The organism is Neobacillus drentensis NBRC 102427 (genome assembly GCF_001591445.1).
GTDB lineage: Bacteria > Bacillota > Bacilli > Bacillales > Cytobacillaceae > Neobacillus > Neobacillus drentensis.
On record NZ_BCUX01000023.1, the window covers coordinates 19,221 to 45,819 of the forward strand.

Below are 26,599 nucleotides of genomic sequence, written 5' to 3' on the forward strand. Positions count from 1 at the left end.
CTCTTTTTAATATCCTCTAAAGACATATTCTTCTTTTGGAGCAGAGGTAGTAGTCCAATCTTCTACCTTTAAGTAAGGAATGCTTGTTTTAAAGGGCTGATAATAGATGGTTGATATTTTTCCTTTTACCGTTACCCATTCATCGTTTTTAAATTTCTTGCCGGCAGGCATTTCGACTAGCATTCCAAACACACCTGAATCTGCAATACAATGTATCACACCAAATCGGAACACAAAGATCTGGTTTTTATTTATTGTTTCTGAATCATTGAAAACAAAACCTTTAAACTCAATTTCCTTTCCAAGAAAATCACCCGGGAAGTTATAAATTGTTTCCATCCCTTTTAAATAATTTTTATCATTCAATATAATCGTTTCTTTGTTTACATACTTTTTCTTTTCTTTCTTCATTAATACATCGTAATCCTCTTTTCCATAATACACACTCGTATCAGGGCGCAAAAATTGTTGTTGCATAAAGGAGTCTCCTTTTCCTTCATCGTAAATGGGAAAATGGAAACCTTTTGCTTTTACAATATTTGAATCAAGGGTGGCAATTGGAAAAAATAATCCTGAAATGATTGGAAAAGCGAAAATCGGATAAATTAAAACCTTTTTATACCATTTATCCTCTTTCGCATGATTATGTCCACAATGATCATGGTCACAACTAGCTTCCTTGGATTCACCTTTGCTTAGCATAAAGATTTGAACAATCGTTAATACAAGCAAGGCATAACCAGCTGTGGCAGAAAGATAAGAATATTTCATGTTAATATATTTATTAATATCACCTGTAAGATGCATCTGAAAGATTAAATAAGTAAAACCAATTAATATTAAACTTCTTATCATAATTCCAACTCCTTAAAACAACAAAGAGTATACAAAGACAACAGCAAAAACGGAAGAAACAATCATGAAAACAAGCCGCTTTTTAAATGTTGCAAGCATCATCATTAAATTTTTAATATCCACCATTGGTCCAAACACAAGAAACGCTAATAACGAACCCGTAGAAAATGTTGTTCTAAAAGACGAAGCAATAAAAGCATCAGCTTCGGAGCAAAGAGACAGAATAAAGGAGAGAGTCATCATCACGATAGAGGATGATGCTTGTCCTTGACCAATCGAAACAAGAGTCGATGTCTTAATATATGTTTGAACGGCTGCTGCAATTAATGATCCAATAATTAAATATTTACCCATGGAGAAGAATTCTTCAACCGCATGCTCCAAGGTCTGCCAGATTTTTTTATAAAATGGAGTCGATTTTTCATCAGAATGGTGAAAATGGAAATGTTCTTTAAACGGGCTCCCTTTAAATCGAAAAGCGATTAAACTTCCTACTATAATAGCTACAATAATGGCCCCAATAGCTCTGTATAACGGCATCTTCCAGTCACTGCCAAATGCAATATACGTTGCAAATAGAACAACAGGATTGATGATGGGTGCTGTCAACATAAACGCAATCCCCGCTGATATTGGCACGCCTTTTGAGACAAGCCTGCTAACAATAGGAACAATCCCACACTCACAGGAAGGAAATAAGATACCTAAGAAACTTGCAAAGATGACGGCTAGTACTTTATTTTTAGGCATGATTTTGGCAATCATTTCTTCGGTAACAAATATTTGAATGATCCCTGATATTAAGACACCAAGAGTCACAAATGGCAGGGCTTCAATTAAAATCGAAATAAAAATGGTATTCATCTGTAAAAAAGATTGCGGTAAGGATATACCAAACATTATATTCCTCCATAATTCAAGACTCATGGAAAATACTATACTCTCATCCTACTAATTCGTCCAACGAAAAATCTGGAATAAGATAATTTAATATTAACCTTAAAAGATCGCAGAATATTTTGGAATATTTGAGGTGCTTTTTGCTAATATTATTGAATAAAATCGACAGGTAATGTCCTGATGTTCGGACTAGTCAATCCATTAAACGAACAAATTGCACCTTGGGGGATATTTTGTAATGGACAAAAGCAGCATTAAATTAACAGCTCCTGAAATTTCTAGTTTGTGGATCATTAGAGCTCGGTGAGATTTTTTTGTAATTGAAAGGAATTACATCGGATTATTGCTTATATTTGGAGCTATTCAAGTGATGTAGGACAAAGAAATCAAACAGTACTTAATCAAGGGTAGAAAATTGTCTGAAAAACAAATCAATATATTTAACACTCTTCTTAGAGAAGAGGATTTACTGGAAATCTCACCTGTAACAATGGAAGTCACTGATTCAACTATTTCTCCTTTTTCTGATAAACTAATTATGTTTCTGATCACGACGACGACAGCGACTAGTATTCCCCTAATAGCGCATGCCATGTCCGTTTCAATGAGAAAAGATCTGGCAATCCATTATGCACGAATAATAGCCGAAATCATCCATTATGAGGAGATTGGCGTCAATATCCTCATAAATCGAGGTTGGATGGAATAGCCTCCGCTGGACTTTGATAGAAAAGCTTTTATGAGGGGTTAGAAAATGAGAAGCGGAGATATGTATATAACATTAAAGACCGCTAATTTCAGCGGTCCTTAGGGTTGTTGTTGGTTATTCCAATATTGGAGAGTGTCTATTTTGCCGGTTGGCTCACTTTTTATTACATTTCCATCTTTGTCTTTATAAACCTCATATTCTTCATAAGTTTCAACGATATAACCATCTACTTTTTCGGTATTTATTAGCTTTTCCTCCAAAACTGGTACATCAGGCTCCACATCAACAGGCTGCACCATTACTGGTTGATCGGTCGAATAGGCATAGTCTTTATTAATAAATGAGTAGGGTGAATCAAGATAGGCTGCAAAACCTAAAGTGACCAATAGGCAACATATACTAACAAAGGTTTTTAATTTCATAAACTGGGCTCCTTTTTCACTTACATCCTCGTAACCCATTTTATGCATGTCCGATAAACATATGCCTAATGATTAGTTTTGAATATTGGTAGTTTTTACTGTCTCCAGTGACGGCCGAAAAAGTAGAAATAAAATAAATGCTGCCATTGAAATAATCGCACCTGAAATATACGGAAGACCGATCGCCAGCGAAAACAGCCACCCACCAAGTGGTGGACCGATAATTCGACCAAGTGAGTCAAAAGAAGATAATAGACCCGTTGAGCTTCCATAACCTGCGTTTGAGGTTTTCGTAATTAAAGAAGAGACACTTGGACGAATAACTCCATTTCCTAAACCGAAAATCGTTAAAAAAAGGGCTGCAGTTGCAAAGTTATTTACTAATAAAATCAGTCCAAATCCAAGTGCCGAAACAATGATACCCAACTGAATAACGATTTTCTCTCCGTATTTCTTGGTCATTCTACCGACCAGACCGCCCTGAACGAGCGCACTTCCAAACCCCATGATCATAAAAATGTAGCCAAGTTGAGTGGCGTCCAATCCAGCTTTTTTTGCGGCAAAGTAGGCAAAGGTTGCTTCCAAACCAGAAAGCGATAAGGAGATTAATAATTGCACCAAATATAGTACGGTAACTGCACCACTAAACGCCTTTCCAAAAGAGAACTTCTCTTTGCTAACTATTTCTTTATTCTGTTTCGATTCTTTTAGCAATAGAAAAACTAGGATCAAGGTTATGAACGAGGAACCACTTGCAAGAAAAAAGGGCATATTCAAACTGAAACTTGAGAAAATCCCACCTATCGCGGGCCCAAAAACAAAACCTAAGCCCGTTGCTGCACCAACTATTCCCATTCCTTTGCCACGATTTTCTTCCGTGGTGATGTCTGCAACATAAGCCATGGCGGTTGGCATATTAGCAGAGGAAAGAATGCCACCAATAATTCTTGCCGCAAATAGCATCCAAAGCTCTGTTGACATGGCTTGAATCAGAAAGGATAGACCTAGTCCAGCAATCCCAATCATCATCACTGGTTTACGCCCAATTCGGTCGGAAACATGACCCCACATCGGTGCGAAAATGAACTGCATGAGCGAATAAACGGCCATTAACAAACCTAATTCTGTGGGATTCGCCCCAATTTCTTCGGCATAAAAAGGTAAAACCGGAATGATAATTCCGAATCCTACCATCACCAAAAACATAACTACAAATAAAATCGGTAAAGCGGACTTTGATTGCAAAGAATTTTCACTCCTAGGTGACTTTTAAAGTCGTGAATTATACTTACTTCCTACTAATAAGATAATGGAAACCGACGTCAGAAAACAAGCCTCTTCCATCAATTATTTCCTTTGGTGGAAATAGTATGCAATCTCTCTTTGACGGCGGCAGGTTGGTGAGAAAAGAGCAGCAACCCAAGGATACCAACAAGAAAACAAGTTACCATAGGTTGTATCAGTTACTTAGGAATATGATAGCGAGTAGCTAGCAAATGCTAGTTGTTGGATAATATGGAATTGAGAAGTACGGAAGCTAAAAAAAGTCCGCAATTAAGGGCTAATGCGGACAAAAATAATCTTGAAGCTTTAATGAAAGACATTTCTTGGGCTTTCCAACCTAGGTTTGTCTTTCATGAACAATTTGAAGGACATTTCTTCTGATTCTAGAACGAGTTTTGTCTTTCATCACCTCTATGAAAGACATTTCGAAGGTATGACTTAAATTTTCTACATTTAGTAAGCTCATTTTTTGTATTCCTCGCTTCGTTCAAGACTTAATACATTAGTTCATTAAACTAGATTTTTCAAGAGAAAAATACTGTAGTTTTATTGGATATAGGGTTTTCATGATTAACCATTATACACGCATGTATAATGAACCATCGATATGGGCAATTTATATAAAAAAAGGAAAAAGATATGATTGGATTACTTATTGCCATTATTACATTTAATTATTTCGCCTTTAAGAAAAACAAATTGTTAACGGGTAACCAAATTGTCCATATTTGGACATTCACGATTGCTTTCCAAAACATTTTTGATCTTTTTATTGAATTTAAATACCATGGATATTGGTATTTTGACAAAGAGATTGACTGGGCTGGATTGCTGCCACATATGTTCTTAGTTCCCGCCGCTAATATGATTTTTTTAAATTGGTTTCCACATAAATCAAAGGTCATTAAGCAAATTGGGTTTATGATTTTTTTTGTTGTTGCCATAATAACTTACGAAGCCCTCACTTTACTGCCACCACCGTGGGGATTCTTTCATTATGGCTGGTGGAAGCTTTGGCATGCAGTCATTCTTGATCCGATCTTGCTCCTTATCTTATTAGGCTTTTATAAGTGGATTTGCAATCTGGAAAAGGATGTCTGTAAATCTCCACACAAACAGGAATAATTATTACTTAAAATGCTTAATCAAGCGAACAACCTTGTCCATATAATAATAAAAAAGTGTGGAAGGTGTGGATTGGTTGGAAAACAATCAAAAGTGTATTTCTATTGGTACTATTTCCGGCGGGATTGTAAACTTCGGCGGGGCGGTTTGGATTGCTCCGATATCAGTAACAACGACAACTTCGGGGTCCGGGAATGATAATTCAGGTACAGAAGTAAGTTCAAGTTCAGGGAAAAATGCTTCGTTACAAAGACACATAACTGAAATCATCGAATTAATCCAGGCAATGAATAAGAAAAAATAAAGACGATACTATCAAAAAGTATCGTCTTTTAACCTTGCACTTTTCTAAAATGTTAAGCGGCGATTTGATTATTTACCGGCTTAATTTGTTTGGTTGACTTTGTAAGATTGAAGACGATGTTTAAAAATATGGCTGTAAGACTTCCGGTAACGATGCCGCTGCTGGTGAGGATTTTTACTCCTTCAGGCAGGTGAGCAAACATATCCGGTACAGCCGTTACGCCCATACCCATACCAACAGAACATGCAATGATTAGAAGATTTTCTTGTGATGCAAAATCGACGTTACCTAGCATTTTAATGCCATAGGCAATGACCATTCCGAACATCGCTACCATGGCACCACCAAGGACAGGTGTTGGAATAACGGTAGTAAATGCGCCGATTTTTGGAATAAAACCTAGAAATATTAACATGCCGCCCATCGTATAAATAACGTTTTTACTTTTTACCCCTGAAAGTTGGACAAGACCGACATTTTGCGAGAAGGTTGTGTATGGAAAAGCATTAAACAAGGCACCAATGATACTTGCGAGACCTTCCGCACGATAACCTCTTGCTAAATCCTTTTCAGATAATTTTTTACCAGTGATATCACTTAGTGCAAAGTAAACTCCTGTCGATTCTACCAAGCTCACAATTGCTACTAGAGTCATCGTAAGAATAGGGGTCCATTCAAAAGTAGGTGTACCAAAATAAAATGGTTTCACCATGTGGAACCACGATGCATCCGCAACTGCTGAGAAATTTACTTTGCCCATCAGGGAAGCGGCCAGGGTACCTCCAATTAACCCTAGGAGGATGGAGATGGAGCGAATAAAACCTTTCGTAAAACGATAGAGCAAGATAATGAAAAGTAGGGTTCCGAAGGCTAAGCTAATATTCGATAGACTTCCAAACTCAGGGCTGCCTTGACCACCCGCGATGTTATTCATTGCAACAGGAATGAGTGTAATCCCAATAATCGTCACAACTGAGCCAGTAACAACTGGAGGGAAGAACTTAATTAACTTTCCAAAGAATTGAGAAATAACTATGACGATCAGACCGGAAATAAGGATTGAACCATAAATGGCGGAAAGACCGAACTGTCCACCAATGGCAATCATCGGTCCCACAGCCGTAAAGGTACAGCCAAGGACAATTGGTAAGCCAATACCGAAAAAGCGATTCTGCCAAACTTGTAAAATTGTTGCAATTCCGCACATTAGGATGTCGATGGAAACAAGGTAAGTTAATTGTTCGACTGAAAATTTAAGTGCTCCGCCTACGATTAGTGGGACGATGACTGCTCCTGCATACATAGCTAATACATGTTGAATGCCTAATGAGGCAATTTTAAATGGGTGTTGTTTCATTAGATTAATTCCTCCACAATTTCATTTATATATGTCACTTCTCCATTTGAAAGGGAGGCAATCCTTGCTAAAGATTCGACTCTCAAACCAAGTTCCTTTAATCTTTGTGCACCGGGTTGAAAGGACTTCTCGATCACAATGCCAATTCCGGCAACCTTTGCACCGCTTTTTTGAACAATATCTACTAAACCAAGGGCTGCCTCCCCGTTAGCAAGAAAGTCATCAATGATTAATACTCGATCTATTTCATTTACATATTTTTTTGAAATGGAGATCTCGTTCGTTTCATTTTTCGTAAATGAATGGACTGTAGCTGAAAGCAACTCATCGACTAGTGTCAAAGATCTTCTTTTCCTGGCAAAAATGACGGGGACGTTCATTTGTAACCCAGCCATGACTGCAGGTGCGATACCTGAAGATTCGATTGTAACAATTTTTGTAATTCCTTCAGCTTCAAAAATACGTGCAAACTCTTTTCCGATTTCAAGCATTAATTGGGGATCAATTTGGTGGTTCAAAAATGAATCAACTTTTAACACTTGATCAGAAAGAACCTTTCCGTCGTTTTTAATTTTCTCTTCAAGTAATCTCATGTGTATTTCTCCTTATAAAAAAATAAAAGCCCAAAGATCGATTGCCTCACATCAAAAAATGAGTGAGGTAATGACCTTTGGGCTTAATGACCAAAAAGAGAAGGAATTAGTACGCTTTAAATAGAACAGCGTCGTTCCCATTACCCACTCATAGTCAGATTGTTAACGGCAATCCGGTAGAAACTTGCGGGCCATATCCCCGCGATTATATGAGTGAACCTTATGAATTTATTCACATTATACGCACAGAAAAAGAGGAAATCAATCACTTTTTTTGTAAAAAGCGAATAATTCCGTAATTATAAATAAAATTGTTCGTGTATTGTAAGCGTTTAAAATAGCATAAATAAAAGGCTCACCCAAAGATTGAATACTCATTCATTTTCAGGTATTATTAAAAAGAAAAGTTTATTCGGAAAATTCTAAAATAGAGGGTGAGTAAAAGTGACGAAATCTATACCTGAATCATGGTGGAACCAACTGAAATTACCGGTTATTTCGGCACCAATGTTTTTGGTGTCAGGCACCGAACTCGTTAAAAATTGTTGCTTAAATGGCGTGATTGGTTCGTTCCCTGCTCCAAATGCCAGACCTATTGAAGTTCTTGATCAGTGGATGGGACAGTTAAATGAAGCGTTGGAGGAGGCTCGTGCGCTTGATCCTCACCGAAAAATTGCTCCATGGGCGATGAATATGGTTGTACATAGCTCTTACAGCCGCCTAGAGGAAGAGCTTTCATTGATCCAAAAGCATCAGCCGCAATTGGTAATTACCTCCTTAGGCAGTCCGAAACGAGTCGTGGATATTGTACATGAATATGGTGGATTGGTATTCTCTGATGTTAGTGATTTAAAATTTGCTAAAAAAGCAGCTGAAGCTGGTGTCGATGGTCTGATATTGGTAGCAAGTGGGGCAGGCGGTCACGCAGGTCAAATCAACAGTTTTGCATTCGTGGATATGGTGCGAAATTTCTGGGATGGAATCATCGTCCTTGCTGGTTCGATTTCATCAGGGAAGGGGATATTAGCTGCACAGGCAGCGGGTGCTGACCTTGCTTATATGGGAACTCGGTTTATCGTAGCGACAGAAAGTATGGCAAGAGATGAGTATCGGGAAATGTTAGTTGAAGCAACACAAGAGGATATTATCTTAACGGATGCATTCTCCGGGATTATGTGCAATATGTTAGTACCTAGTATTAAAAAGGCTGGATTGGACCCAGAGAAACTTGTCAAAAAAGACGAGGTTAACTTTGATGGTATGCAAAGGGAAACAAATGCAAAAGCATGGAGGGATATATGGTCCGCAGGTCATGGGGTTGGAGCAATAAATAAAATCGAATCTGCTGGTGAAATAATTGAAAGCTTAGCAGTGGAATACAATGAAGCATTACAAAATATTAATCAAAATGCAGGGAAATTGAGTTCGTTGTCGGTAAAATAAGAGAGTATATTTTGTTAAAAAGGAAGGAACCATTCACTCGAATCGGTTCCTATTTTTTTTGAAATCGGGGCGATCTTATGAAAATTTATCTTCGTTACTTCTTGTGTTTCTCCTTTGTTACCATATTGATTACTTTATAACCAGGTTTCATTTTTATCTTTTTCACTCCATTATTTGTTGTTATAAGGTACATTGTAAATTTTCGAGGGTGGTGTTCCAGCCTGTCGATTTTTTTAATGGTCTCTTTTTGAAAATATTTGTGTATTTTCTTCGTTTGCTTTTCAAATTTTTCACCGTAAAGAAAATCATAGGCGAGAATAAATAGAAAAATAAATACCGCGCCAATACTAAGTGTGTAAAGTAAAGAATACATGAATGACAAGTGTGACACCCTTTCTATCAAGCAATAGAGCAAATCTCTTCTAAGTGCAGTTAAGAAACCATTATACCGTAAAACCATGCCAGTTTTAAATTAATCTATCAAAGAGCTTTTGATTATCTGAAAGAAATAACCTTTTTTTGATTTGGGTACTCTAAAAGAATAAAAAAATATTTTTGTTTTTTTGTCCGCTAGATATGAACAACATCAAAAAAATATGATAAAGTATACTTTGGGAATCCTTTGATACCGCTATCTAACAAGGTTATTAACGTCCGCCTGAAACGGACAATTGTTTTTCCGGATACGACAAAACAGGTTCAAGCAAATAGAGGAGGAATGGAAAATGTCTAGTACTATTTTGGAACAATTTTTAAATGAAAATCTTGATGATCTAAAGGGAAAAGGGTTATACAATGTCATCGATCCACTTGAAAGCGCAAATGGCCCCGTAATTACGATAAACGGCAGGGAGCTTGTGAATCTTTCTTCGAACAACTATTTAGGTTTAGCAACGGATGACCGCTTGAGGAAAGCGGCCACTGAGGCGATTGAAAAATACGGAGTTGGTGCAGGGGCGGTTCGGACCATTAACGGAACACTTAAACTTCATGTGGAACTAGAAGAAAAGTTAGCTGAATTTAAGCATACTGAAGCGGCAATTGCCTACCAATCCGGGTTTAATTGTAACATGGCAGCGATTTCTGCTGTGATGGATAAAAACGATGCGATTCTTTCAGATGAATTAAACCACGCTTCAATTATTGACGGCTGCCGTCTATCTAAAGCCAAAATTATCCGCGTCAATCACTCAGATATGGAAGATTTACGAGCAAAGGCAAAAGCAGCAAAAGAGTCTGGTCTTTACAATAAGATTATGGTGATAACCGACGGTGTGTTTTCAATGGACGGAGATATTGCCTTACTTCCTGAAATTGTTAAGATAGCTGAAGAATTTGATTTGATAACCTATGTAGACGATGCTCATGGTTCAGGGGTGCTTGGTGATGGAGCAGGGACTGTTAAGCATTTTGGTCTTTCTGATAAAATTGACTTCCAAATCGGTACGTTATCAAAGGCAATCGGTGTGGTTGGCGGTTATGTGGCCGGTAAGAAAAATCTGATTGACTGGTTAAAGGTCCGCAGCCGTCCTTTCTTATTCTCGACCTCATTAACTCCTGCTGATGTGGCAGCGAGTAAGAAATCGATTGAAATCCTAATGGAGAGCACGGAACTTAACAAAAAGCTTTGGGAAAATGGGAACTATCTAAAAAAGGGCTTGAAAGAGTTAGGCTTTAATATTGGTAACAGCGAAACACCAATCACCCCATGTATCATTGGAGACGAATCCTTAACCCAACAATTTAGCAAACGTTTGAATGAAGAAGGAGTTTATGCCAAGGCCATTGTGTTCCCAACCGTTCCACAAGGAACCGGACGTGTTCGTAATATGCCAACTGCTGCTCATACAAAAGAAATGCTCGATCAAGCAGTTGCTATTTATGAAAAAGTCGGCAAGGAAATGGGCGTTATTTAAATCATCACTCCAAATGATTAGAATAACGTAAATATAGAGTAAATCACTATTTTTAGCATATGTGTAGAGGACGGAGAAACGACGATGAAGAGGATATTAATCACAGGTGCTTTAGGGCAGATTGGATCAGAATTAACTTTAAAGCTAAGAGACATCTACGGTGCGGATAATGTTATTGCTACTGATATTAAAAAGAATGACAGCGAAGCCGCCCAAAGTGGGCCTTTTGAGACCGTCGATGTAACGGATTTAAACAAAATGGTCGAAGTAGCTAAAAAATACAATGTGGATACCGTAATGCACTTAGCAGCCCTTTTATCTGCTACTGCAGAAGCAAAGCCCCTATTTGCATGGAATCTAAATATGGGCGGGCTCATGAATGGGCTTGAAACGGCAAGAGAGTTGAAGGCACAATTTTTCACACCTAGTTCGATTGGTGCTTTTGGGCCGTCAACTCCAAAGGACAACACCCCCCAAGATACGATTATGCGCCCAACTACGATGTACGGTGTCAATAAAGTGGCAGGGGAATTATTATCGGATTACTATTTCCAAAAGTTTGGTGTCGATACACGCGGCTTAAGGTTCCCGGGATTAATCTCCTATGTTGCTCTCCCGGGTGGAGGAACCACGGATTATGCGGTCGAAATTTACTATGAAGCGGTTAAAACTGGCAAATATACTTCTTACATTGATAAAGGTACGTACATGGATATGATGTATATGCCAGATGCCCTCAATGCCATTGTTGATTTAATGGAGGCCGATTCATCAAAATTAATCCACCGCAATGCCTTTAACGTTACTGCAATGAGCTTTGAGCCAGAAGAAATTGCTGCATCCATTGCAAAGTATGTCCCTGGATTTGAAATCTCGTATGCTGTTGATCCAGACCGTCAAAAGATTGCGGAAAGTTGGCCAAATTCCATTGATGCTACCGCAGCAAAAGAGGAATGGGGTTTTAAATACGCATTTGATTTGGATAAAATGACGAAAGACATGGTGGAGAAACTCCGTCAGAAGATATAATATGAAAAAATCCTGGGCTAAGTTAGCTCAGGATTTTTTTTGTAAAAAAAACAACGAAGCACTTAAGGCTTCGCTGTTAACGTGTTACATATAGGTATTTGTCTTTTTTGTCGGTAACTCTACCAATAATCGCTGCATATACTAGTCCATTAGCATGCAGTTTATCGACATATTGAGCCGCTTCCTGTTCGCTAAGTGCGACGAATAAACCACCGGAGGTAATGGCATCACAAAGAACCAATTGCTCCTCGGGTAGGATTTCCTCATAAATCACATCATCAGCTATCCATTTATGATTCGACTTAGAACCTCCGGGAACCACACCATGTTTTGCTAATTCAAGTGCGCCCTCTAAAACTGGCACTTTTGATAATGAGATTTCAAAACTCACATTACTGCCTTTTGCCATTTCACTGCCATGGCCGAGTAAGCCAAATCCTGTCACATCAGTAACAGCGTGAGGTTGAAAATCTTTTAGTGCTTCAGCAGCCCCCTTATTTAGCGTCGCCATGGTTTCTGTTACAATTTGTTCCTGCAAAGGTGTGACCGCACTTCTTTTGATACCGGTTGTAATGATTCCAACACCGATTGGTTTCGTCAATACGAGAACATCACCTGGTTTGGCACCGACATTTTTCCATATTTTATCTGGATGAACTATACCTGTTACGGAAAGTCCAAATTTTGGCTCCTGATCATCAATCGAATGGCCGCCAACGGTAATCGCGCCAGCCTCTTTTACTTTATCAGCCGCTCCTCGAAGTATATCGGCAAGCATTTCGGCACCCAGTTTTTTAATCGGGAAGCCGACAATGTTCATGACGGTTTTTGGTTCCCCGCCCATAGCATACACATCACTTAATGCGTTTGCGGCTGTGATTTGACCGAACATATATGGATCGTCGACGATCGGAGTAAAGTAGTCGACTGTCTGGATTAATGCGATAGAATCGGTAATTTGATACACTCCAGCATCATCAGAAGTATCAAGTCCAACTAATAATTCAGGAACAGGTTCTTGCTTTGGTAATTGACGCAAAACTTGCGCCAGGTCCTCAGGACCAATTTTGCAGCCTCAACCGGCTTTTGTTGACATCGAAGTCAGGCGAATTTTATCTTGTTCACTCAACATGTCCACCTCCATTTTTCTAGTATAACTCTTTCAAATTAAATCCGCACGAATGGACATAAAAATTGCAGTAAAATAGGGGATAGGTTAAAATATTAACACTATCATGATGTAGGAAACACTTTTTTTGGAGGGTATTTTTTATGAAGAATTACCATGTAATTGTTGAATTTTGTATGCAATGAAATTACGCACCAAAGGCCGCGAGTTTCGCGGAAGAGCTATTTAACCATTTTTTTAGAGATATTCAAAAGTTAGAACTGATTCCAAGTTCTGGTGGTGCATTTGAAGTGACAGTAAATGGTGAGAAGATTTATTCGAAGCTTGATACAGGGATTTTCCCTGATACCGATGAAATGATTGAAATCATATCCAACAAATAAATAGTAAAACCCTCAAATCGTTTGGATTTGAGGGTTTTTAATAATATCGTTATGTAAACTGTAGCTTAAAAAATTAAGCCACAAGAATACTTAAGGCAGAGTAATATATCTGTTTTTTCCTAAACCTCTATCCATTTTTGAAATAAATACTTCTAGAATTCCATTTGTAAAGTTAGCGTGTACTGCCTGATTAATGACCGGGAAGGGAAAATTAATGGAACGGATCCGTTTTTGTTTTTTCACAGAAGGGGGATATTCCATTGCGGTAATGATTAATTTATTTCCTTCAATATATACCTTTATTTCAGAAGCCTCAAATTCACTTAAATTGGCCTCAATAATCCATTCCTTTTCTGTTTCATAGAGATCAATCGGAAATTGTGTTTCATCGTAGTAAGATGTAAGTGGATCAAGAAAATAATTTTCCAGCCACTTCTCCACTAAATCAAAATTAAAGGTTTGATTTTTAATTTGTTTCTTTTTTGACATATCTAATCCCCCTTGCTCGTTTCATTTTATTCACTATGAGATAAAACGTGAAACGGATGTGATATAATTGCTAATGTTGAAGCGCCTGTTTGTAAGCTCCAATCATTCAGCGGTTACAAAAAATTAGGCGAATTACATAGAAAAAGAAACAATTGTTAAAGGAGTTTTTATGTTGAAAGAATGGCTACGCTCAATTCCACCAGTCCATGAACTTCAAAATCATCGACGGTTTTTGACTCTCCTTCAAGATAATAAGCTAGATCTTGAGCAGCTTACCAAGCAATTAAAAGAAGTCGTTGATAATATAAGGGAAGCTATCCTCAATGATCAATGGACTGGCTCCATACCGGGGACCAACCATTTTATTGAAGAGTTATTTACTATTCTTGATGCGAAAGTACAGAAACAGTATTCTTATACATTAGAAAAGGTCATTAATGCGACAGGAACTATTTTACACACCAACCTAGGCAGAGCTAGATTAAGTGAAAATGCAATCAACCATGTAATTGACACAGCCCGGAACTATTCAAATCTTGAGTACAAGCTAACAGAAGGGTTGAGGGGTTCAAGACATAGTCATGTTGAACAATTAATTAAGGATATAACGGGTGCCGAAGCTGCCATGGTGGTTAATAATAATGCATCTGCTGTATATTTGGTCTTAAGAGCACTAGCCGTCGACAAAGAAGTGATTGTTTCAAGAGGCCAGCTTGTTGAAATCGGAGGATCTTTTCGAATCTCATCCATAATGGAAGAGAGTGGCGCACAGCTTGTAGAAATTGGCACCACGAATAAAACACATCTTTATGATTATGAAAAAGCCGTTAGCTCCGAAACCGCGATTATCATGAAGGTCCATACAAGTAACTTTAAAGTGATTGGATTTACAAAATCTGTTGAAACTGATGAACTTGTTAATCTTACTAAACGGTTGGATGGTGTCATCTTTTATGAAGATCTCGGAAGTGGTGCGTTATACGACTTCAAAAAGCACGGAATTGGTGAAGAACCGGTGGTAAAAGAGGTCATCGAAATAGGGGCAGATGTTGTAACTTTTAGTGGTGACAAGCTCCTAGGCGGCCCACAGGCCGGTATCATTGCCGGTAAAAAAGAAATCATTGATCGTTTAAAAAAACATCAGCTAGCACGGGTGGTGCGGGTTGATAAGATGACATTAGCTGCACTTGAGGGGACGTTAATTGATTATGCCCGTGGAGAAAATGGGTTGGTAAACATTCCAACAGTCCGTGATATATTAGTTACCTCTAAAGAATTAGACGTACGATCGCAGTCTTTTGTTACAAATCTATTACAAAATACTGGAAAATATGTTACGAAAATTACAAAGGGAACGAGTCAGGTGGGAGGGGGGACTATGCCGGATGTAGAGCTTCCTACCATTGTTGTCGCCCTAAAACATCGTGAACTGACAGCAGAACAGCTGGGAAGAAAGCTTCGAATCGAAGTGAAACCGGCAATTGTTGGACGGATTCAAAAGGATGAGTTTATCATTGATTTACGTACGGTGACTGCTGAAGAGGAAGAGTACTTACTTCAGGCCCTAATCAAATTTAGTGAAGCATAAGAGCGGACAAAATGCCCGGCACTTCAACCAAGTGCAGGGCATTTTTATGGGCTGTTACTTACACAACTTTACATATCATGATGTGTATTATGTTTGGCTCTTGAATGATTGCGATTCTTAACTTTATGAGAACCGCTTAATGGTTCAGGCTGTCCCGATTGTTTTGGTGCATTTTTTCGCATGTCTTTGCCATCGTTTTTGTTCATATTTCATCCCTCCTATTATGTTAGGATGCAGTGATAAAGTCCTTTTATACCGTATATTTTTTGTTGTTCTGTGCAATTTAACGGTAAACAAAATGAAGGAGTGATGGAAGAACAATGGATAAATTCCCATACAATAAAGATAAACAACAAGCGTTTCAAGCAGCACAGCAGGGATATGAGAATGCACAAGGACTATATGAAACAATTGTAAGTGATAGTGCAGGTTATGGTCATCAACTTAAGCATCTCAAAGACGAAGTCAACGAAGCTTATCAGCAGATTCAAAATGCACTAGAAGTGGCCTCGGAACATCAACGGTCACAACTTGAGCGTTTCCAACAGGACTTACAAAGCATGGTGACAGAAGTAAACCAGACAGAATAGAAAGAGCAGGCGGGAAGGTCCGCCTGCTCTTTTGAATCCAGCTCCAGCTTTTTGTTATTACTGATTCTTTTTACGTTTCTTGTTATTCATTCTTTCTTTGGCAGTTAATTCTGGATCACTGGCCATTTCCTCATTAAAATTTGAACCTTTTCCTTGCCCTTTGGCTGCATTCATCCCTGGAATTACATGATTAGACTTTCGTTTCACCATTCTAATCACCTCCTACACTTTTACTATTTCCACCATAGCAAAAAAAATGACAAGGAAAAGGTTTTTTGAGATAATAAACAATGAAAAGATGGTTTTCCCATGTCTATAATTACATAAGCACAATTAACGTTTTTTGAATTTTCAGAACAAAATACATAAAAGACATAAGTGAAACTTATCAATCACAATAACTTTCTTGTTATTTACTTATGTAATCGCTTGTATTAAGATTAGAATTGTGAGAAAAGTTAAACTGGATGGGAAAATTCAAACTTTTCAACTTTTCGTTAATTTATGACGAATTTAAGGGGGTTTTTTTCATGGTAAAAAACGATGTATTTAACGCACGGACTTCCTTTGAAGTGAACGGTAAAAGTTATAACTATTACCGCTTAAGTGCACTTGAAGAGGCAGGAATTGGGAACGTTTCTAACTTGCCTTACTCTGTAAAAGTACTACTTGAATCTGTACTACGCCAATTAGATGGCCGCGCGATTTCAAAAGAGCATGTTGAAAACTTAGCAAAATGGGGCACTAATGAGCTAAAAGAAGTGGACGTTCCATTTAAGCCGGCTCGTGTTATCCTTCAAGACTTTACGGGTGTACCCGCAGTTGTTGACCTTGCTTCTTTAAGAAAAGCAATGGCAGACCTTGGCGGAGATCCTGACAAAATCAATCCTGAAAAAACAGTTGATCTTGTAATCGACCACTCCGTACAGGTTGATGCCTATGGTGCAGCTGATTCCTTAAAAATTAACATGGATTATGAATTCGAACGTAATGCTGAGCGTTACCAATTCTTAAGCTGGGCGCAAAAATCATTTAATAACTATCGTGCTGTACCACCTGCAACTGGTATCGTACACCAAGTAAACCTTGAATACTTGGCAGATGTTGTCCACGTTGCTCAAAACGTTGACGGTGAATTAGAAGCATATCCTGATACATTGGTTGGTACAGACTCACATACAACTATGATCAACGGACTTGGTGTTCTTGGCTGGGGCGTGGGCGGAATTGAAGCTGAAGCAGGAATGTTAGGTCAGCCTTCATATTTCCCAGTACCAGAAGTTGTCGGTGTTAAATTAACAGGCGAGCTTCCAAACGGTGCAACCGCGACTGACCTTGCATTAAAAGTAACTCAAGTTCTTCGCAGCCATGGGGTTGTTGGGAAATTTGTTGAGTTCTTCGGACCAGGGGTTTCTGTACTACCACTTGCAGACCGTGCAACGATTGCAAACATGGCACCTGAATACGGAGCAACTTGTGGATTCTTCCCAATTGATGATGAATCACTCGCTTACATGCGCTTAACAGGTCGTGAAGAAGAGCATATCAATGTAGTTGAACAGTACTGCAAAGCAAACGGATTGTTCTTCGACCCAGCTATCGAGCCAGTTTATACGGATGTAGTTGAAATCGATCTTTCAGTTATTGAAGCGAATCTATCAGGTCCTAAGCGTCCTCAAGATTTAATTCCACTTTCAAAAATGAAAGAAGAATTCGTGAAAGCTGTTTCGGCTCCACAAGGAAACCAAGGCTTCGGCTTACAAGCAGATGAGCTTGATAAATCAGCTGAAGTGAAATTCAACAACGGTGACGAAACAACGATCAAAACAGGTGCAGTTGCGATTGCTTCGATTACAAGCTGTACAAATACATCTAACCCTTATGTACTAGTAGGTGCTGGGCTTGTTGCGAAGAAAGCCGTTGAATTAGGAATGGAAGTTCCAAAATTCGTGAAAACTTCTTTAGCTCCGGGATCTAAAGTTGTAACAGGATATCTTCGTGATTCAGGGTTACTTCCTTACCTAGAGCAAATTGGCTTCAACCTTGTTGGTTACGGCTGTACAACATGTATCGGTAACTCCGGTCCATTAAAAGAAGAAATTGAAAAAACAATCGCTGAAAACGATCTTTTAGTTACATCCGTACTTTCAGGTAACCGTAACTTCGAAGGACGTATTCACCCGCTTGTTAAAGCAAACTACCTTGCATCACCACCATTAGTTGTCGCTTACGCTCTTGCTGGGACTGTAAACATTGACTTTGCTAAAGAAGCAATTGGTAAAGATAAAGATGGAAATGATGTATTCTTCCAAGATATCTGGCCATCAACTGCTGAAGTAAATGATGTTGTTAAACGCACGGTAACTCCTGAACTATTCCGCCGGGAATATGCGAACGTATTCGGTGACAACGAGCGTTGGAATGAAATCAAAACAAGCAATGAGCCTTTATATACTTTTGATGAGGATTCAACTTACATCGCAAACCCGCCTTTCTTTGAAGGCTTATCTCCAGAACCAGGTACAGTTGAACCACTAGCAGGTCTTCGTGTAGTTGGTAAATTCGGTGATTCTGTAACAACTGATCATATTTCACCTGCAGGAGCAATTGGCAAAAATACTCCAGCTGGTAAATATCTGCTAGAAAAAGGCGTGGCAATCCGCGACTTTAACTCTTACGGATCTCGTCGTGGTAACCATGAAGTAATGATGCGTGGAACATTTGCCAACATCCGTATTCGTAACCAAATCGCACCAGGTACAGAAGGCGGAGTAACGACTTACTGGCCAACTGGCGAAGTTACATCCATTTACGATGCTTGCATGAAGTATAAAGAAAACGGCACTGGCTTAATTGTCCTTGCTGGTAAAGATTACGGAATGGGCTCTTCACGTGACTGGGCTGCTAAAGGAACAAACCTTTTAGGCATTAAAACAGTTCTTGCTGAAAGCTTTGAACGAATTCACCGTTCAAACCTTGTGTTAATGGGCGTGCTGCCACTTCAATTTAAAGAGGGCGAAAGCGCTGAAACACTTGGTTTAACAGGAAAAGAAACAATTGATGTTCAAGTGGATGAAAACGTAAGACCACGTGACCTTCTTAAAGTAACGGCAACTGACGAAGCTGGCAACAAGAAGGAATTTGAAGTTCTTGTTCGTTTTGACTCTGAAGTTGAAATTGATTACTACCGTCACGGCGGAATTCTTCCAATGGTTCTTCGTGAAAAATTACAAGCTTAATAGTGAAGAACACCATGCCAGCTGGCATGGTGTTTTTTTTGCGTAGGAGCATTTGACAAATCAACTGATTCTCTCATAAAATAATACTATTAAACGAAAAGGAATGGTAAAGAGGCATGAAGTTATAATCTTATTTTTCAGACATGATTCGTATAAAGAAAAATGTTGAACCTGAAGAATAGGATTAATCTGTCCTTTTTTATGTCCTAATCGTATAAATGCGAACACACTAAAACCTTTACAGGTTTTTTTGTTGTGCCACTAAACGATAATATGACATAAATCTCTCTTCAGGTTCATTTGAAGGGAGTTTTTTTATGCATACAAAACAACGGACAATCATAAAAGTAATCGGCTTAGAAAAAAGTTTTCATTTAAGGAAGGTATTGGACAATATCCAATTTGAGATAAAGAATGGGGAACGAATTGGCCTTGTCGGATACAATGGCACCGGAAAGACAACACTGGCCAATATCCTTATTGGTAAAGTCACTCCCGATAAAGGTGTCATTGAAAAATCAACCGACTTAACGATTGGTTTCTTATCACAATCGATTGATTATGAAATCAGTGATTTTCATCAGTCATTAGCGGGAAGCAAATCAAAAGGAATATTCCAGCATGCTAGTGAGTTAGGTCTTCATAAGGTCTTCGATTGGGAGGAAGACCGTCTCAACCATTTAAGTGGAGGAGAGAAGTTAAAACTGGCACTATCAATGGTGTGGGCAACTAAACCTGATTTATTAATTTTAGACGAACCGACAAACCATTTAGATTTTCATGGGATTGAGTGGCTAGTAACCGAACTGGAAAAATTCCAAGGCCCTGTCTTAATTATCTCTCATGACCGTCATTTTTTAGATAAAACAGTTAAACGTGTGTTCGAATTAGAACATGGGAAGCTTCACTTCTACAATGGAAACTATAGTGACTATCGTAAAGAAAAACAGCATCGGGTGGAAAATCAGCAGCATCAGTATAGTGTCCAGCAGCGCCAAATTGAGATGGTTGAGTTACAAATGGAGCAATTAAAGTCTTGGTCAGAAAAGGGACATCGGAATTCCACAAAACAAGGCAGGGATTTTGGTCCAAAAGAGTATCACCGCGCCAAGGCAAAAAAGCGGGACAATCAAGTGAAATCAAAAATGAAACGGCTCCAAAATGAGCTTGAAAAAAATAAGCTTGAAAAACCGGCAGAGGAAGTACAAATAAGGTTTCAGTTTGACACGCAAGGGAAGAGAGGTAAACGGATAATTGAAGCCAAGCGCCTAAAGAAATCGTATAAGGATAGGACCCTTTTTTATAACGCTAACTTTTATATTAATCACGGTGAGCGAGTGGGTCTCTTAGGGGGAAACGGCTGTGGGAAAACGACTTTAATCAAAATGATTGTAGATCAAGAGTCATATACTGAGGGCGACTTATGGAGGAGCGACTCGATAAAAATTGCCTTTTTAAGTCAGGACGTAGATGATTTACCGTCAGATAAAACCTCCATCGAGGCACTAGGGTTCACAGATCGAGAGAGTGTTCTTAAAGCGAGAACCCTTTTGGCCAACTTAGGCTTAAAGGAAGCGTTAATCAATAAACCAATCGGAACGTTAAGTTTGGGGGAACGCACAAGAGTAAAGCTGGTTGACATTTTAATGAAAGAATACGATGTTCTTATCCTAGACGAACCCACTAACCATTTGGATTTGCCGAGCCGGGAGCAGCTTGAAAATACGCTTTCGGAGTTTACCGGTACGATTATTACGGTTTCCCATGACTATTATTTTCTGAATAAACTTTGTGAACGGCTTTTGGTATTTGAAAACCAGCAAATTCAACGATTTGAGATGAAACCCGAGGAGTATTTTAATAAAGACGTAAAGAAAGAAGTGAACCATGAAGAAGCATTATTAATAATTGAAAACAAAATTGCCATGATATTGGGGGAACTATCAATAATTGATCAAAAAGATCCAAAATATCGTGTTTTAGATCAAGAATATAAAGAACTCCTTAAGCAAAAAAAAGAGCTTATTGGATAAATTCACAAGAGAGCAGATATATCAGCTCTCTTGCCTTGTTTTTTAGTTAGTTTTTACCTAATAAGGTTAGCAGCTCCTTTTCTCTTTCTGTCCGCATCCCGGATTTCCAATCGTAATCAGTCAGGTGTCGTGTCTGTTCCCATTCATGGATGTCAGTTAGGCTTTCCTTTAGCGATCTAAAAGATAATCCACTATTGATCGCTTTATCAATATTGATCGAGAAAGCCCCTTTCCAAGGCTCTTTCGTTTCTTGAGATAGAGGATAATTCTCCGGAACCCAGAGAGGCATTTCCGTCCACGGTGCCACTTGTTTATCCAAAAGGAATTTCTCATCTGCCCAAACCACTTCTGCATTTGAACCAGTCACATCGATACATGAATCAACAAACTCTTTTATCGTAAGCGGGTAATTAGGGCCCGTCGCATTGAAGGTACCTATGGTATCCTTTTCTTCCATATCAAGGATCCAATTCGCAAGGTCTTTATTGTCAATAACCTGGACACGACGATTAGGGTTTCCAGGGGCTAACACCTTACCGCCTTTTGCGATTCTATGGATCCAATAGGGAACACGATCAGTATAATCATTCGGGCCGATTAACTGACCTGCACGCACGTTTAACACTCGTCCAGGCATATTTTTTTCAGCAATCTGCTCACATAACGCTTTAAAATGTCCATAATATTCATATACAGGGCCGTCCGAATCCATAGAAAGTTTATTGGCTTCCTCGATTGTCATTTCTAAGACAGGGTAGTTTTCATCCAAATTTTCTTGAACCCAGTCTTGGTACACAGAAATACTCGAGATAAATGTATAATGTTTTACTCGATCTTTCAATAAGTTGGTTGTATTCTGGACCGTATATGGAATAAATCCACTCGTATCCAAAACAGCATCCCAGTCACGATTTTGAAGCGCTTTCAAATTACCGAACCGATTCCCGGTGAGGACTTCAACGTCCTTTATTCCCGGATTTTGAATCCCTCGATTAAAAATGGTCACTTCATGATTTCGCCTCAAAGCCTCTTCTACAAATGTTCTCCCTAAAAAGCGACTTCCACCTAAAACAAGAATCTTCAATAGAATCCCCTCCAGTCTTGCTTATATTTTAACAAATTTTCTAACAATTTAGTTGAAACATCGTTAAAAATAATATCCTCTTTAAATTGTCACAGTTTCGGCATATCCAAGTTTTGTTTCACCTAGGATTATAGTGTAAAATCGATGTAGCATAGTATGAAGTAAAGGAGGATTCGGGGATGATTAAAAAAGTCATTGCAGCAGTAGTATTAGTTACCTTACTTACAGTAGCGATTGTTCAGGCCATGGATAAAAAAACAGAAACTCCCGAAACTACAAATCAAACAACAGCCAGTCAAGATGGTCTCGCTATTGGAGCAAAGGCACCTGATTTTGAACTCAAAACATTAACAGGCGAGAAAATAAAGCTTTCTAATTTAAAAGGAAAAAAAGTGATGCTTAACTTTTGGGCAACTTGGTGTCCGCCTTGTAAAGCTGAAATGCCTGCTATGGAGCAATTTTCTAAACAAATGGATAAGGATATCGTTATTTTGGCGGTAAACATTGATCCACAATTAGATGTCCAAGGGTTTGTTGATGAAAATAAAATTACTTTTCCAATCCCACTAGATGTCGATGATAAAGTGAATGAAACCTATCAAGTACTTTCCATTCCGACCACATATTTTATTGATAGTAAAGGGATTATCCAGAATAAATATATCGGTGGAATGAAACTTGAAGATATGAAGGATTACACAAAAAAACTTAAGTGACCTAAGACATTGGATTGCTCCAGTGTCTTTTTCTATGGAAAACGGGCGGAGCGCCGCATAAGTGAGTCAAATTAACAAGTCATAGTGAAAATACAAAGTTTCCGGGGATAAATGAAGTGTAACTTAACTCTGCTCACACCGCCTTTAAAGAATCCGCTTTTCTTTAAAATTTTCAAAAAGTTGTAATAATTGCAACCGTTTCCGGACATAATAACTGTTAGAATAGGAAATAAGGACTTTTAGAATAGGAAATAAGGACGGTGATATGAATGAGAAAACCTAGAAAACGCTCTTTTGCAGAGCTTGTATCTGAAAATAAATCACAACTTTTGAAAGATCGTGCTGCAATTGAAAAAATTGAACAGCGCTTAGAAGATAAACGTCTTGGTAAAGCTGAGTAACTAAAAAAGATTTACCAATTATGTTTTCTTTCCATATGGACAAAATGTACATAAGGAGGGATCATGACATGGGTAATCCAAAAAAACACGCTAAACATTATAATCCTAGTCATCTAGGTACTCAACCACGAGGATTTAGTGGAAATAAGGGTAAGAAAATGAATGATACATCAGGGCAGCATGCCCAAGTAATTCAAACAAAAGGTGAATAGGAATGGATGACAAGACTCAATAGGCGAAAGCCTGTGAGTCTTTTTTGTCATTAAAAAATTTTTTTAGGTTAATTTTTGATGTCAGTAACAAACTATATCTGTACCAATTACAACATAGGAGGAATTACGATGGCCTATAATAACAAACCGAATCCAGATGATCGCAGTGATAATGTTGAGAAGCTCCAAGCAATGATTCAAAATACGGAAAATAATATCGAAGCAGCGGAGGAATCATTAGCTTTAGCTGATAGTGACACCCAACGTCAGCAAATTGAAGCAAAGAATGAACGCCGTCGTGAAAGTATCGACTCCTTCCGTTCAGAAATTAAGGATGAGGCACACAACCAAGAAAGTTAATAAAGTGGAAGACCTGTTCATTGTGGACAGGTCTTTTGTTTAGGTATGGAGTCACTGTTATGGTAAGATAGAAAGGAAATTTTGAAGAAGAAGTGATAACTTTGAGACAACTCGTAAATAAACAGAACAGTATAAATGAAGAAAAATTAAAGCAATGGGAAATTGAATTGAACGACAACGGATATATTTCAAATGAGAGTGGATTGATTTCCATACTAACGAAGGAATCCAACCCAGTTATCTTATCAAAACTGCTGTCAATAGCTGCTTTGTCACGGATTGGGCGAAATAAACATGATAAACTGGCTGAAATATGGCTTGAAAGAGCGTTTAATCTCTACCCCGATAATCAATCAGCAAAGGAATATATGCTTCAATCTGATTGGAAGAAGTTTGAAGATTCACTTTCACCGCTTACCTTTCCTGCAATAAGGGAAACGGATAATCGAACCGCTAAGAAGAAAACTGCGGAACAATACATAGAAGTGTGTCAAACCTTTTTAGCCCAAGCCGATGAGATTCAAAATAAGTTAGAAGCTAAAAGAGACCTGTCCTCGAAAATAATAAATAAGGCTTTATATCTAAAATACAATCTTCTCTCTGAGCTGTTGACATCGGCGATAGAAGAAACTGGAAATTTATTTAAGGCGGCTGAGGAGTACGACCAATCCATTACTGGTGTTTTCCATACTTCCACCTATTATGATGATTTAAAATTACATTTAGCGAATCTAGAGGAAATCAAAGAGAATTGGCAAAGGCAATTTCTTGAAGAACAAGCCGAGAGTCTCCTAACACGAAAAAATGCCCTAGATCAACTGAATGAAATGATTGGGATGGAGTTTGTTAAAAATCGGGTCAATGATTTTTACCGTTTTCTAAAGTATCAAAAACAGCGAAAGGAACTCGGCTTTCAAATGAAGGACGATCTGAGCTTGAACATGATTTTAACCGGGAATCCGGGTACTGGAAAAACAACACTTGCCCGGTTACTTGCGAAAATTTATCATGAATTAGGTGTCTTGCCTCATGAGGAAGTGATTGAGACGGACCGATCACAGCTTGTAGGTGCGTTTGTAGGCCAAACAGAAGAAAACGTCCGAAACATAGTCGAACGTTCCATTGGCGGGGTGCTATTTATTGATGAGGCCTATAGTCTAAAACGCGAAGGGCAAACAGGCAATGATTATGGCCAAGCAGCCATTGATACACTCGTTTCGCTGATGACCGGAAATGAATATGGCGGGAAATTCGCTGTGATTTTGGCAGGCTATCCGGAGGAAATGCGCTCCTTTCTGGATGCAAATCCAGGTTTACGAAGTCGTTTTCCTCACTCGAATCTCATCCATCTGCCAAATTATTCAAATGAAGAGTTAATAAGGATTGCTGAACAAGTCGCTTCTGATAATGATTATTTCCTCAGTGAGGATGCTAAGACCGAAATCAATCATCGGCTAGACCGCGAACGGGTTGATGATACTTTTGGAAACGCAAGGACTGTTCACAATATCGTAATTGATGCAATCTTTAAGAAGGGGTCTGTCAAAGAAGTAAATAAAGAAAACCTTCTCGATTTTATTGTTTTGAATAAAGAAGACTTTCTTTTAGATAAAGAGGAAAGTTCTGAGTCACCATATGATAAATTGGGCCGGCTTATTGGTTTAGAAGCTTTAAAGGTGGAAATGAGATCACTTATCTCGTTTGTAAAAATGCAGCAATACCGGTTGAAAAACGGACTGCCGCCTGTACCCATTCAGCTTCATGCGGTGTTCACTGGAAACCCCGGTACAGGAAAAACATCAGTTGCTAAAGTTTATGCGGAGCTTTTAAAGGACTGCGGCATCTTAAAAAGAGGCCATCTAATCGTGGCTAGTCGGGCTGATTTTGTAGCCGGATATGTGGGTCAAACTGCATCCAAAACAAAGAAGAAAATTAAGGAAGCACTCGGAGGCGTCTTATTTATTGACGAGGCCTATTCCCTTTTTAGTTCCACAACAGGAGATTTTGGTAAAGAGGTTATTGATACAATTGTTGATGAAATGACCAAGCATAATGAAAATTTAGTCGTTGTCTTGGCGGGATACCCACATGAAATGGACTTGCTCCTTGAAAGTAATCCGGGTCTGCGTTCACGATTTAAAAAGTTCTTTTTATTTCCTGACTATACCCCAGAAGAACTGCTGGAAATCATGGTCGTTTATGCTGAAAGTTTTCAATATCAATTAACAGAGGAAGCTAAGGCGCTGTTACTTCAAAATATGAATGAGGAATCCTTTAAAGGGAACGGTCGTTTTGCCACAAACATGGTCGATGAAATGATCCAAGCTCAAGCCTCAAGACTAATGGATTCAGAAGAAGATGAACATCTGTTTGAAAAATCCCTGCTGCTTGAAGTAGAGGATGTCCTAATGGCATTTAGTAAAAATATTTAATACTAT

General features: G+C 38.6%; 27 protein-coding genes, 1 pseudogene and 1 riboswitch. Of the genes and pseudogenes, 16 read left to right on the plus strand and 12 right to left on the minus strand.

Going from position 1 to position 26,599, the window contains the following annotated elements; translation table 11 throughout:
• Nucleotides 1-6 precede the first annotated feature (6 nt).
• A complete protein-coding gene (locus tag BDR01S_RS12735; protein WP_066254726.1) occupies nucleotides 7-855 on the minus strand; it encodes a TIGR03943 family putative permease subunit in 849 nt (282 codons plus the stop codon).
• Nucleotides 856-867: 12 nt separating this feature from the next.
• Nucleotides 868-1,755 (minus strand): permease, encoded by an 888-nt coding sequence (locus tag BDR01S_RS12740; protein ID WP_066254729.1) that lies wholly within the window; start codon nucleotides 1,753-1,755, stop codon nucleotides 868-870.
• Nucleotides 1,756-2,140: 385 nt separating this feature from the next.
• Here BDR01S_RS12740 and BDR01S_RS12745 point away from each other — a divergent pair, with 385 nt between their 5' ends.
• The gene (locus BDR01S_RS12745; protein WP_268874678.1) at nucleotides 2,141-2,464 is read left to right on the plus strand and encodes a DUF3231 family protein; all 324 of its coding nucleotides are present in this window, start codon (nucleotides 2,141-2,143) and stop codon (nucleotides 2,462-2,464) included.
• Between the two features lie 98 nt (nucleotides 2,465-2,562).
• Here the strand turns inward: BDR01S_RS12745 and BDR01S_RS12750 are convergent, their stop codons facing one another.
• Both BDR01S_RS12750 and BDR01S_RS12755 read right to left on the minus strand, forming a co-directional pair.
• Entirely contained in the window at nucleotides 2,563-2,886 is a 324-nt protein-coding gene (locus BDR01S_RS12750) for a hypothetical protein (RefSeq protein ID WP_066254734.1), read from the minus strand.
• Between the two features lie 72 nt (nucleotides 2,887-2,958).
• Entirely contained in the window at nucleotides 2,959-4,131 is a 1,173-nt protein-coding gene (locus tag BDR01S_RS12755; protein WP_066254738.1) for an MFS transporter, read from the minus strand.
• Between the two features lie 678 nt (nucleotides 4,132-4,809).
• Between BDR01S_RS12755 and BDR01S_RS12760 the strand changes: the two genes are divergently transcribed.
• The gene (locus BDR01S_RS12760) at nucleotides 4,810-5,295 is read left to right on the plus strand and encodes a hypothetical protein (RefSeq protein WP_066254740.1); all 486 of its coding nucleotides are present in this window, start codon (nucleotides 4,810-4,812) and stop codon (nucleotides 5,293-5,295) included.
• A 76-nt stretch (nucleotides 5,296-5,371) separates the two neighbouring features.
• Nucleotides 5,372-5,599, plus strand: a complete 228-nt coding sequence (locus tag BDR01S_RS12765; RefSeq protein WP_066254743.1) for a hypothetical protein — start codon at nucleotides 5,372-5,374, stop codon at nucleotides 5,597-5,599.
• Nucleotides 5,600-5,651: 52 nt separating this feature from the next.
• Here BDR01S_RS12765 and BDR01S_RS12770 read toward each other — a convergent pair whose 3' ends face one another.
• Together BDR01S_RS12770 and BDR01S_RS12775 are read right to left on the minus strand one after the other, a co-directional pair.
• On the minus strand, nucleotides 5,652-6,956 hold the full coding sequence (locus tag BDR01S_RS12770) for a nucleobase:cation symporter-2 family protein (RefSeq protein WP_066254746.1): 1,305 nt from the start codon (nucleotides 6,954-6,956) through the stop codon (nucleotides 5,652-5,654).
• Nucleotides 6,956-7,549, minus strand: coding sequence for a xanthine phosphoribosyltransferase (locus BDR01S_RS12775; RefSeq protein WP_066254749.1), 594 nt, complete (start codon nucleotides 7,547-7,549; stop codon nucleotides 6,956-6,958). Before BDR01S_RS12775 ends, BDR01S_RS12770 begins: the two co-directional genes overlap by 1 nt.
• A 131-nt stretch (nucleotides 7,550-7,680) precedes the next feature.
• Nucleotides 7,681-7,782: riboswitch (purine riboswitch) on the minus strand.
• Between the two features lie 211 nt (nucleotides 7,783-7,993).
• On the opposite strand from BDR01S_RS12775, the gene BDR01S_RS12780 reads away from it, so the two are divergent.
• Complete coding sequence (locus BDR01S_RS12780) at nucleotides 7,994-8,992, plus strand: NAD(P)H-dependent flavin oxidoreductase (protein WP_066254752.1); 999 nt, start codon at nucleotides 7,994-7,996, stop codon at nucleotides 8,990-8,992.
• Nucleotides 8,993-9,086: 94 nt separating this feature from the next.
• Here the strand turns inward: BDR01S_RS12780 and BDR01S_RS12785 are convergent, their stop codons facing one another.
• Nucleotides 9,087-9,365, minus strand: coding sequence for a hypothetical protein (locus tag BDR01S_RS12785; RefSeq protein ID WP_157412993.1), 279 nt, complete (start codon nucleotides 9,363-9,365; stop codon nucleotides 9,087-9,089).
• 352 nt (nucleotides 9,366-9,717) lie between these two features.
• On the opposite strand from BDR01S_RS12785, the gene BDR01S_RS12790 reads away from it, so the two are divergent.
• Both BDR01S_RS12790 and BDR01S_RS12795 read left to right on the plus strand, forming a co-directional pair.
• Nucleotides 9,718-10,908, plus strand: a complete 1,191-nt coding sequence (locus tag BDR01S_RS12790) for a glycine C-acetyltransferase (RefSeq protein ID WP_066254758.1) — start codon at nucleotides 9,718-9,720, stop codon at nucleotides 10,906-10,908.
• Nucleotides 10,909-10,992: 84 nt separating this feature from the next.
• Nucleotides 10,993-11,937 (plus strand): L-threonine 3-dehydrogenase, encoded by a 945-nt coding sequence (locus BDR01S_RS12795; RefSeq protein ID WP_066254760.1) that lies wholly within the window; start codon nucleotides 10,993-10,995, stop codon nucleotides 11,935-11,937.
• A 76-nt stretch (nucleotides 11,938-12,013) separates the two neighbouring features.
• On the opposite strand, the gene selD is transcribed toward BDR01S_RS12795, so the two are convergent.
• Nucleotides 12,014-13,033 carry a selenide, water dikinase SelD gene (gene selD, locus BDR01S_RS12800; protein WP_418303042.1) on the minus strand — a complete coding sequence of 340 codons (1,020 nt, stop codon included), beginning with the start codon at nucleotides 13,031-13,033 and terminating at the stop codon, nucleotides 12,014-12,016.
• 230 nt (nucleotides 13,034-13,263) lie between these two features.
• Here selD and BDR01S_RS25760 point away from each other — a divergent pair.
• Nucleotides 13,264-13,449, plus strand: a pseudogene (locus tag BDR01S_RS25760) (Rdx family protein); the annotation flags it as partial.
• Between the two features lie 90 nt (nucleotides 13,450-13,539).
• Here BDR01S_RS25760 and BDR01S_RS12805 read toward each other — a convergent pair.
• Complete coding sequence (locus BDR01S_RS12805; protein WP_066254767.1) at nucleotides 13,540-13,938, minus strand: Hsp20/alpha crystallin family protein; 399 nt, start codon at nucleotides 13,936-13,938, stop codon at nucleotides 13,540-13,542.
• A gap of 172 nt (nucleotides 13,939-14,110) precedes the next feature.
• Here BDR01S_RS12805 and selA point away from each other — a divergent pair, with 172 nt between their 5' ends.
• A complete protein-coding gene (gene selA / locus BDR01S_RS12810) occupies nucleotides 14,111-15,526 on the plus strand; it encodes an L-seryl-tRNA(Sec) selenium transferase (RefSeq protein ID WP_066254771.1) in 1,416 nt (471 codons plus the stop codon).
• A 68-nt stretch (nucleotides 15,527-15,594) separates the two neighbouring features.
• Here the strand turns inward: selA and BDR01S_RS12815 are convergent, their stop codons facing one another.
• Nucleotides 15,595-15,732: a small acid-soluble spore protein P gene (locus BDR01S_RS12815; RefSeq protein ID WP_026567314.1), complete on the minus strand. Its 138-nt coding sequence runs from the start codon at nucleotides 15,730-15,732 to the stop codon at nucleotides 15,595-15,597.
• 114 nt (nucleotides 15,733-15,846) lie between these two features.
• On the opposite strand from BDR01S_RS12815, the gene BDR01S_RS12820 reads away from it, so the two are divergent.
• On the plus strand, nucleotides 15,847-16,116 hold the full coding sequence (locus BDR01S_RS12820; RefSeq protein WP_066254773.1) for a hypothetical protein: 270 nt from the start codon (nucleotides 15,847-15,849) through the stop codon (nucleotides 16,114-16,116).
• Between the two features lie 57 nt (nucleotides 16,117-16,173).
• Here the strand turns inward: BDR01S_RS12820 and sspO are convergent, their stop codons facing one another.
• A complete protein-coding gene (sspO, locus tag BDR01S_RS12825) occupies nucleotides 16,174-16,326 on the minus strand; it encodes a small acid-soluble spore protein SspO (RefSeq protein ID WP_066254776.1) in 153 nt (50 codons plus the stop codon).
• A 320-nt stretch (nucleotides 16,327-16,646) separates the two neighbouring features.
• On the opposite strand from sspO, the gene acnA reads away from it, so the two are divergent.
• Nucleotides 16,647-19,355 (plus strand): aconitate hydratase AcnA, encoded by a 2,709-nt coding sequence (gene acnA, locus BDR01S_RS12830; protein WP_066254778.1) that lies wholly within the window; start codon nucleotides 16,647-16,649, stop codon nucleotides 19,353-19,355.
• Between the two features lie 317 nt (nucleotides 19,356-19,672).
• Complete coding sequence (gene abc-f, locus BDR01S_RS12835; protein ID WP_066254781.1) at nucleotides 19,673-21,388, plus strand: ribosomal protection-like ABC-F family protein; 1,716 nt, start codon at nucleotides 19,673-19,675, stop codon at nucleotides 21,386-21,388.
• Between the two features lie 46 nt (nucleotides 21,389-21,434).
• On the opposite strand, the gene BDR01S_RS12840 is transcribed toward abc-f, so the two are convergent.
• On the minus strand, nucleotides 21,435-22,472 hold the full coding sequence (locus BDR01S_RS12840; protein WP_066254783.1) for an NAD-dependent epimerase/dehydratase family protein: 1,038 nt from the start codon (nucleotides 22,470-22,472) through the stop codon (nucleotides 21,435-21,437).
• Between the two features lie 179 nt (nucleotides 22,473-22,651).
• Here BDR01S_RS12840 and BDR01S_RS12845 point away from each other — a divergent pair, with 179 nt between their 5' ends.
• The 5 genes from BDR01S_RS12845 to BDR01S_RS12865 all read left to right on the plus strand — a co-directional run bounded on the left by BDR01S_RS12845 (nucleotide 22,652) and on the right by BDR01S_RS12865 (nucleotide 26,593).
• Entirely contained in the window at nucleotides 22,652-23,188 is a 537-nt protein-coding gene (locus BDR01S_RS12845; RefSeq protein ID WP_066254786.1) for a redoxin domain-containing protein, read from the plus strand.
• Between the two features lie 269 nt (nucleotides 23,189-23,457).
• The gene (locus BDR01S_RS12850; protein ID WP_066254789.1) at nucleotides 23,458-23,589 is read left to right on the plus strand and encodes an FbpB family small basic protein; all 132 of its coding nucleotides are present in this window, start codon (nucleotides 23,458-23,460) and stop codon (nucleotides 23,587-23,589) included.
• A gap of 68 nt (nucleotides 23,590-23,657) precedes the next feature.
• The gene (locus BDR01S_RS12855; RefSeq protein ID WP_066254792.1) at nucleotides 23,658-23,801 is read left to right on the plus strand and encodes an acid-soluble spore protein N; all 144 of its coding nucleotides are present in this window, start codon (nucleotides 23,658-23,660) and stop codon (nucleotides 23,799-23,801) included.
• A 129-nt stretch (nucleotides 23,802-23,930) separates the two neighbouring features.
• On the plus strand, nucleotides 23,931-24,161 hold the full coding sequence (tlp, locus tag BDR01S_RS12860) for a small acid-soluble spore protein Tlp (protein ID WP_066254794.1): 231 nt from the start codon (nucleotides 23,931-23,933) through the stop codon (nucleotides 24,159-24,161).
• Between the two features lie 92 nt (nucleotides 24,162-24,253).
• Entirely contained in the window at nucleotides 24,254-26,593 is a 2,340-nt protein-coding gene (locus tag BDR01S_RS12865; protein WP_082797412.1) for an AAA family ATPase, read from the plus strand.
• The last annotated feature ends 6 nt before the right edge of the window (nucleotides 26,594-26,599 follow it).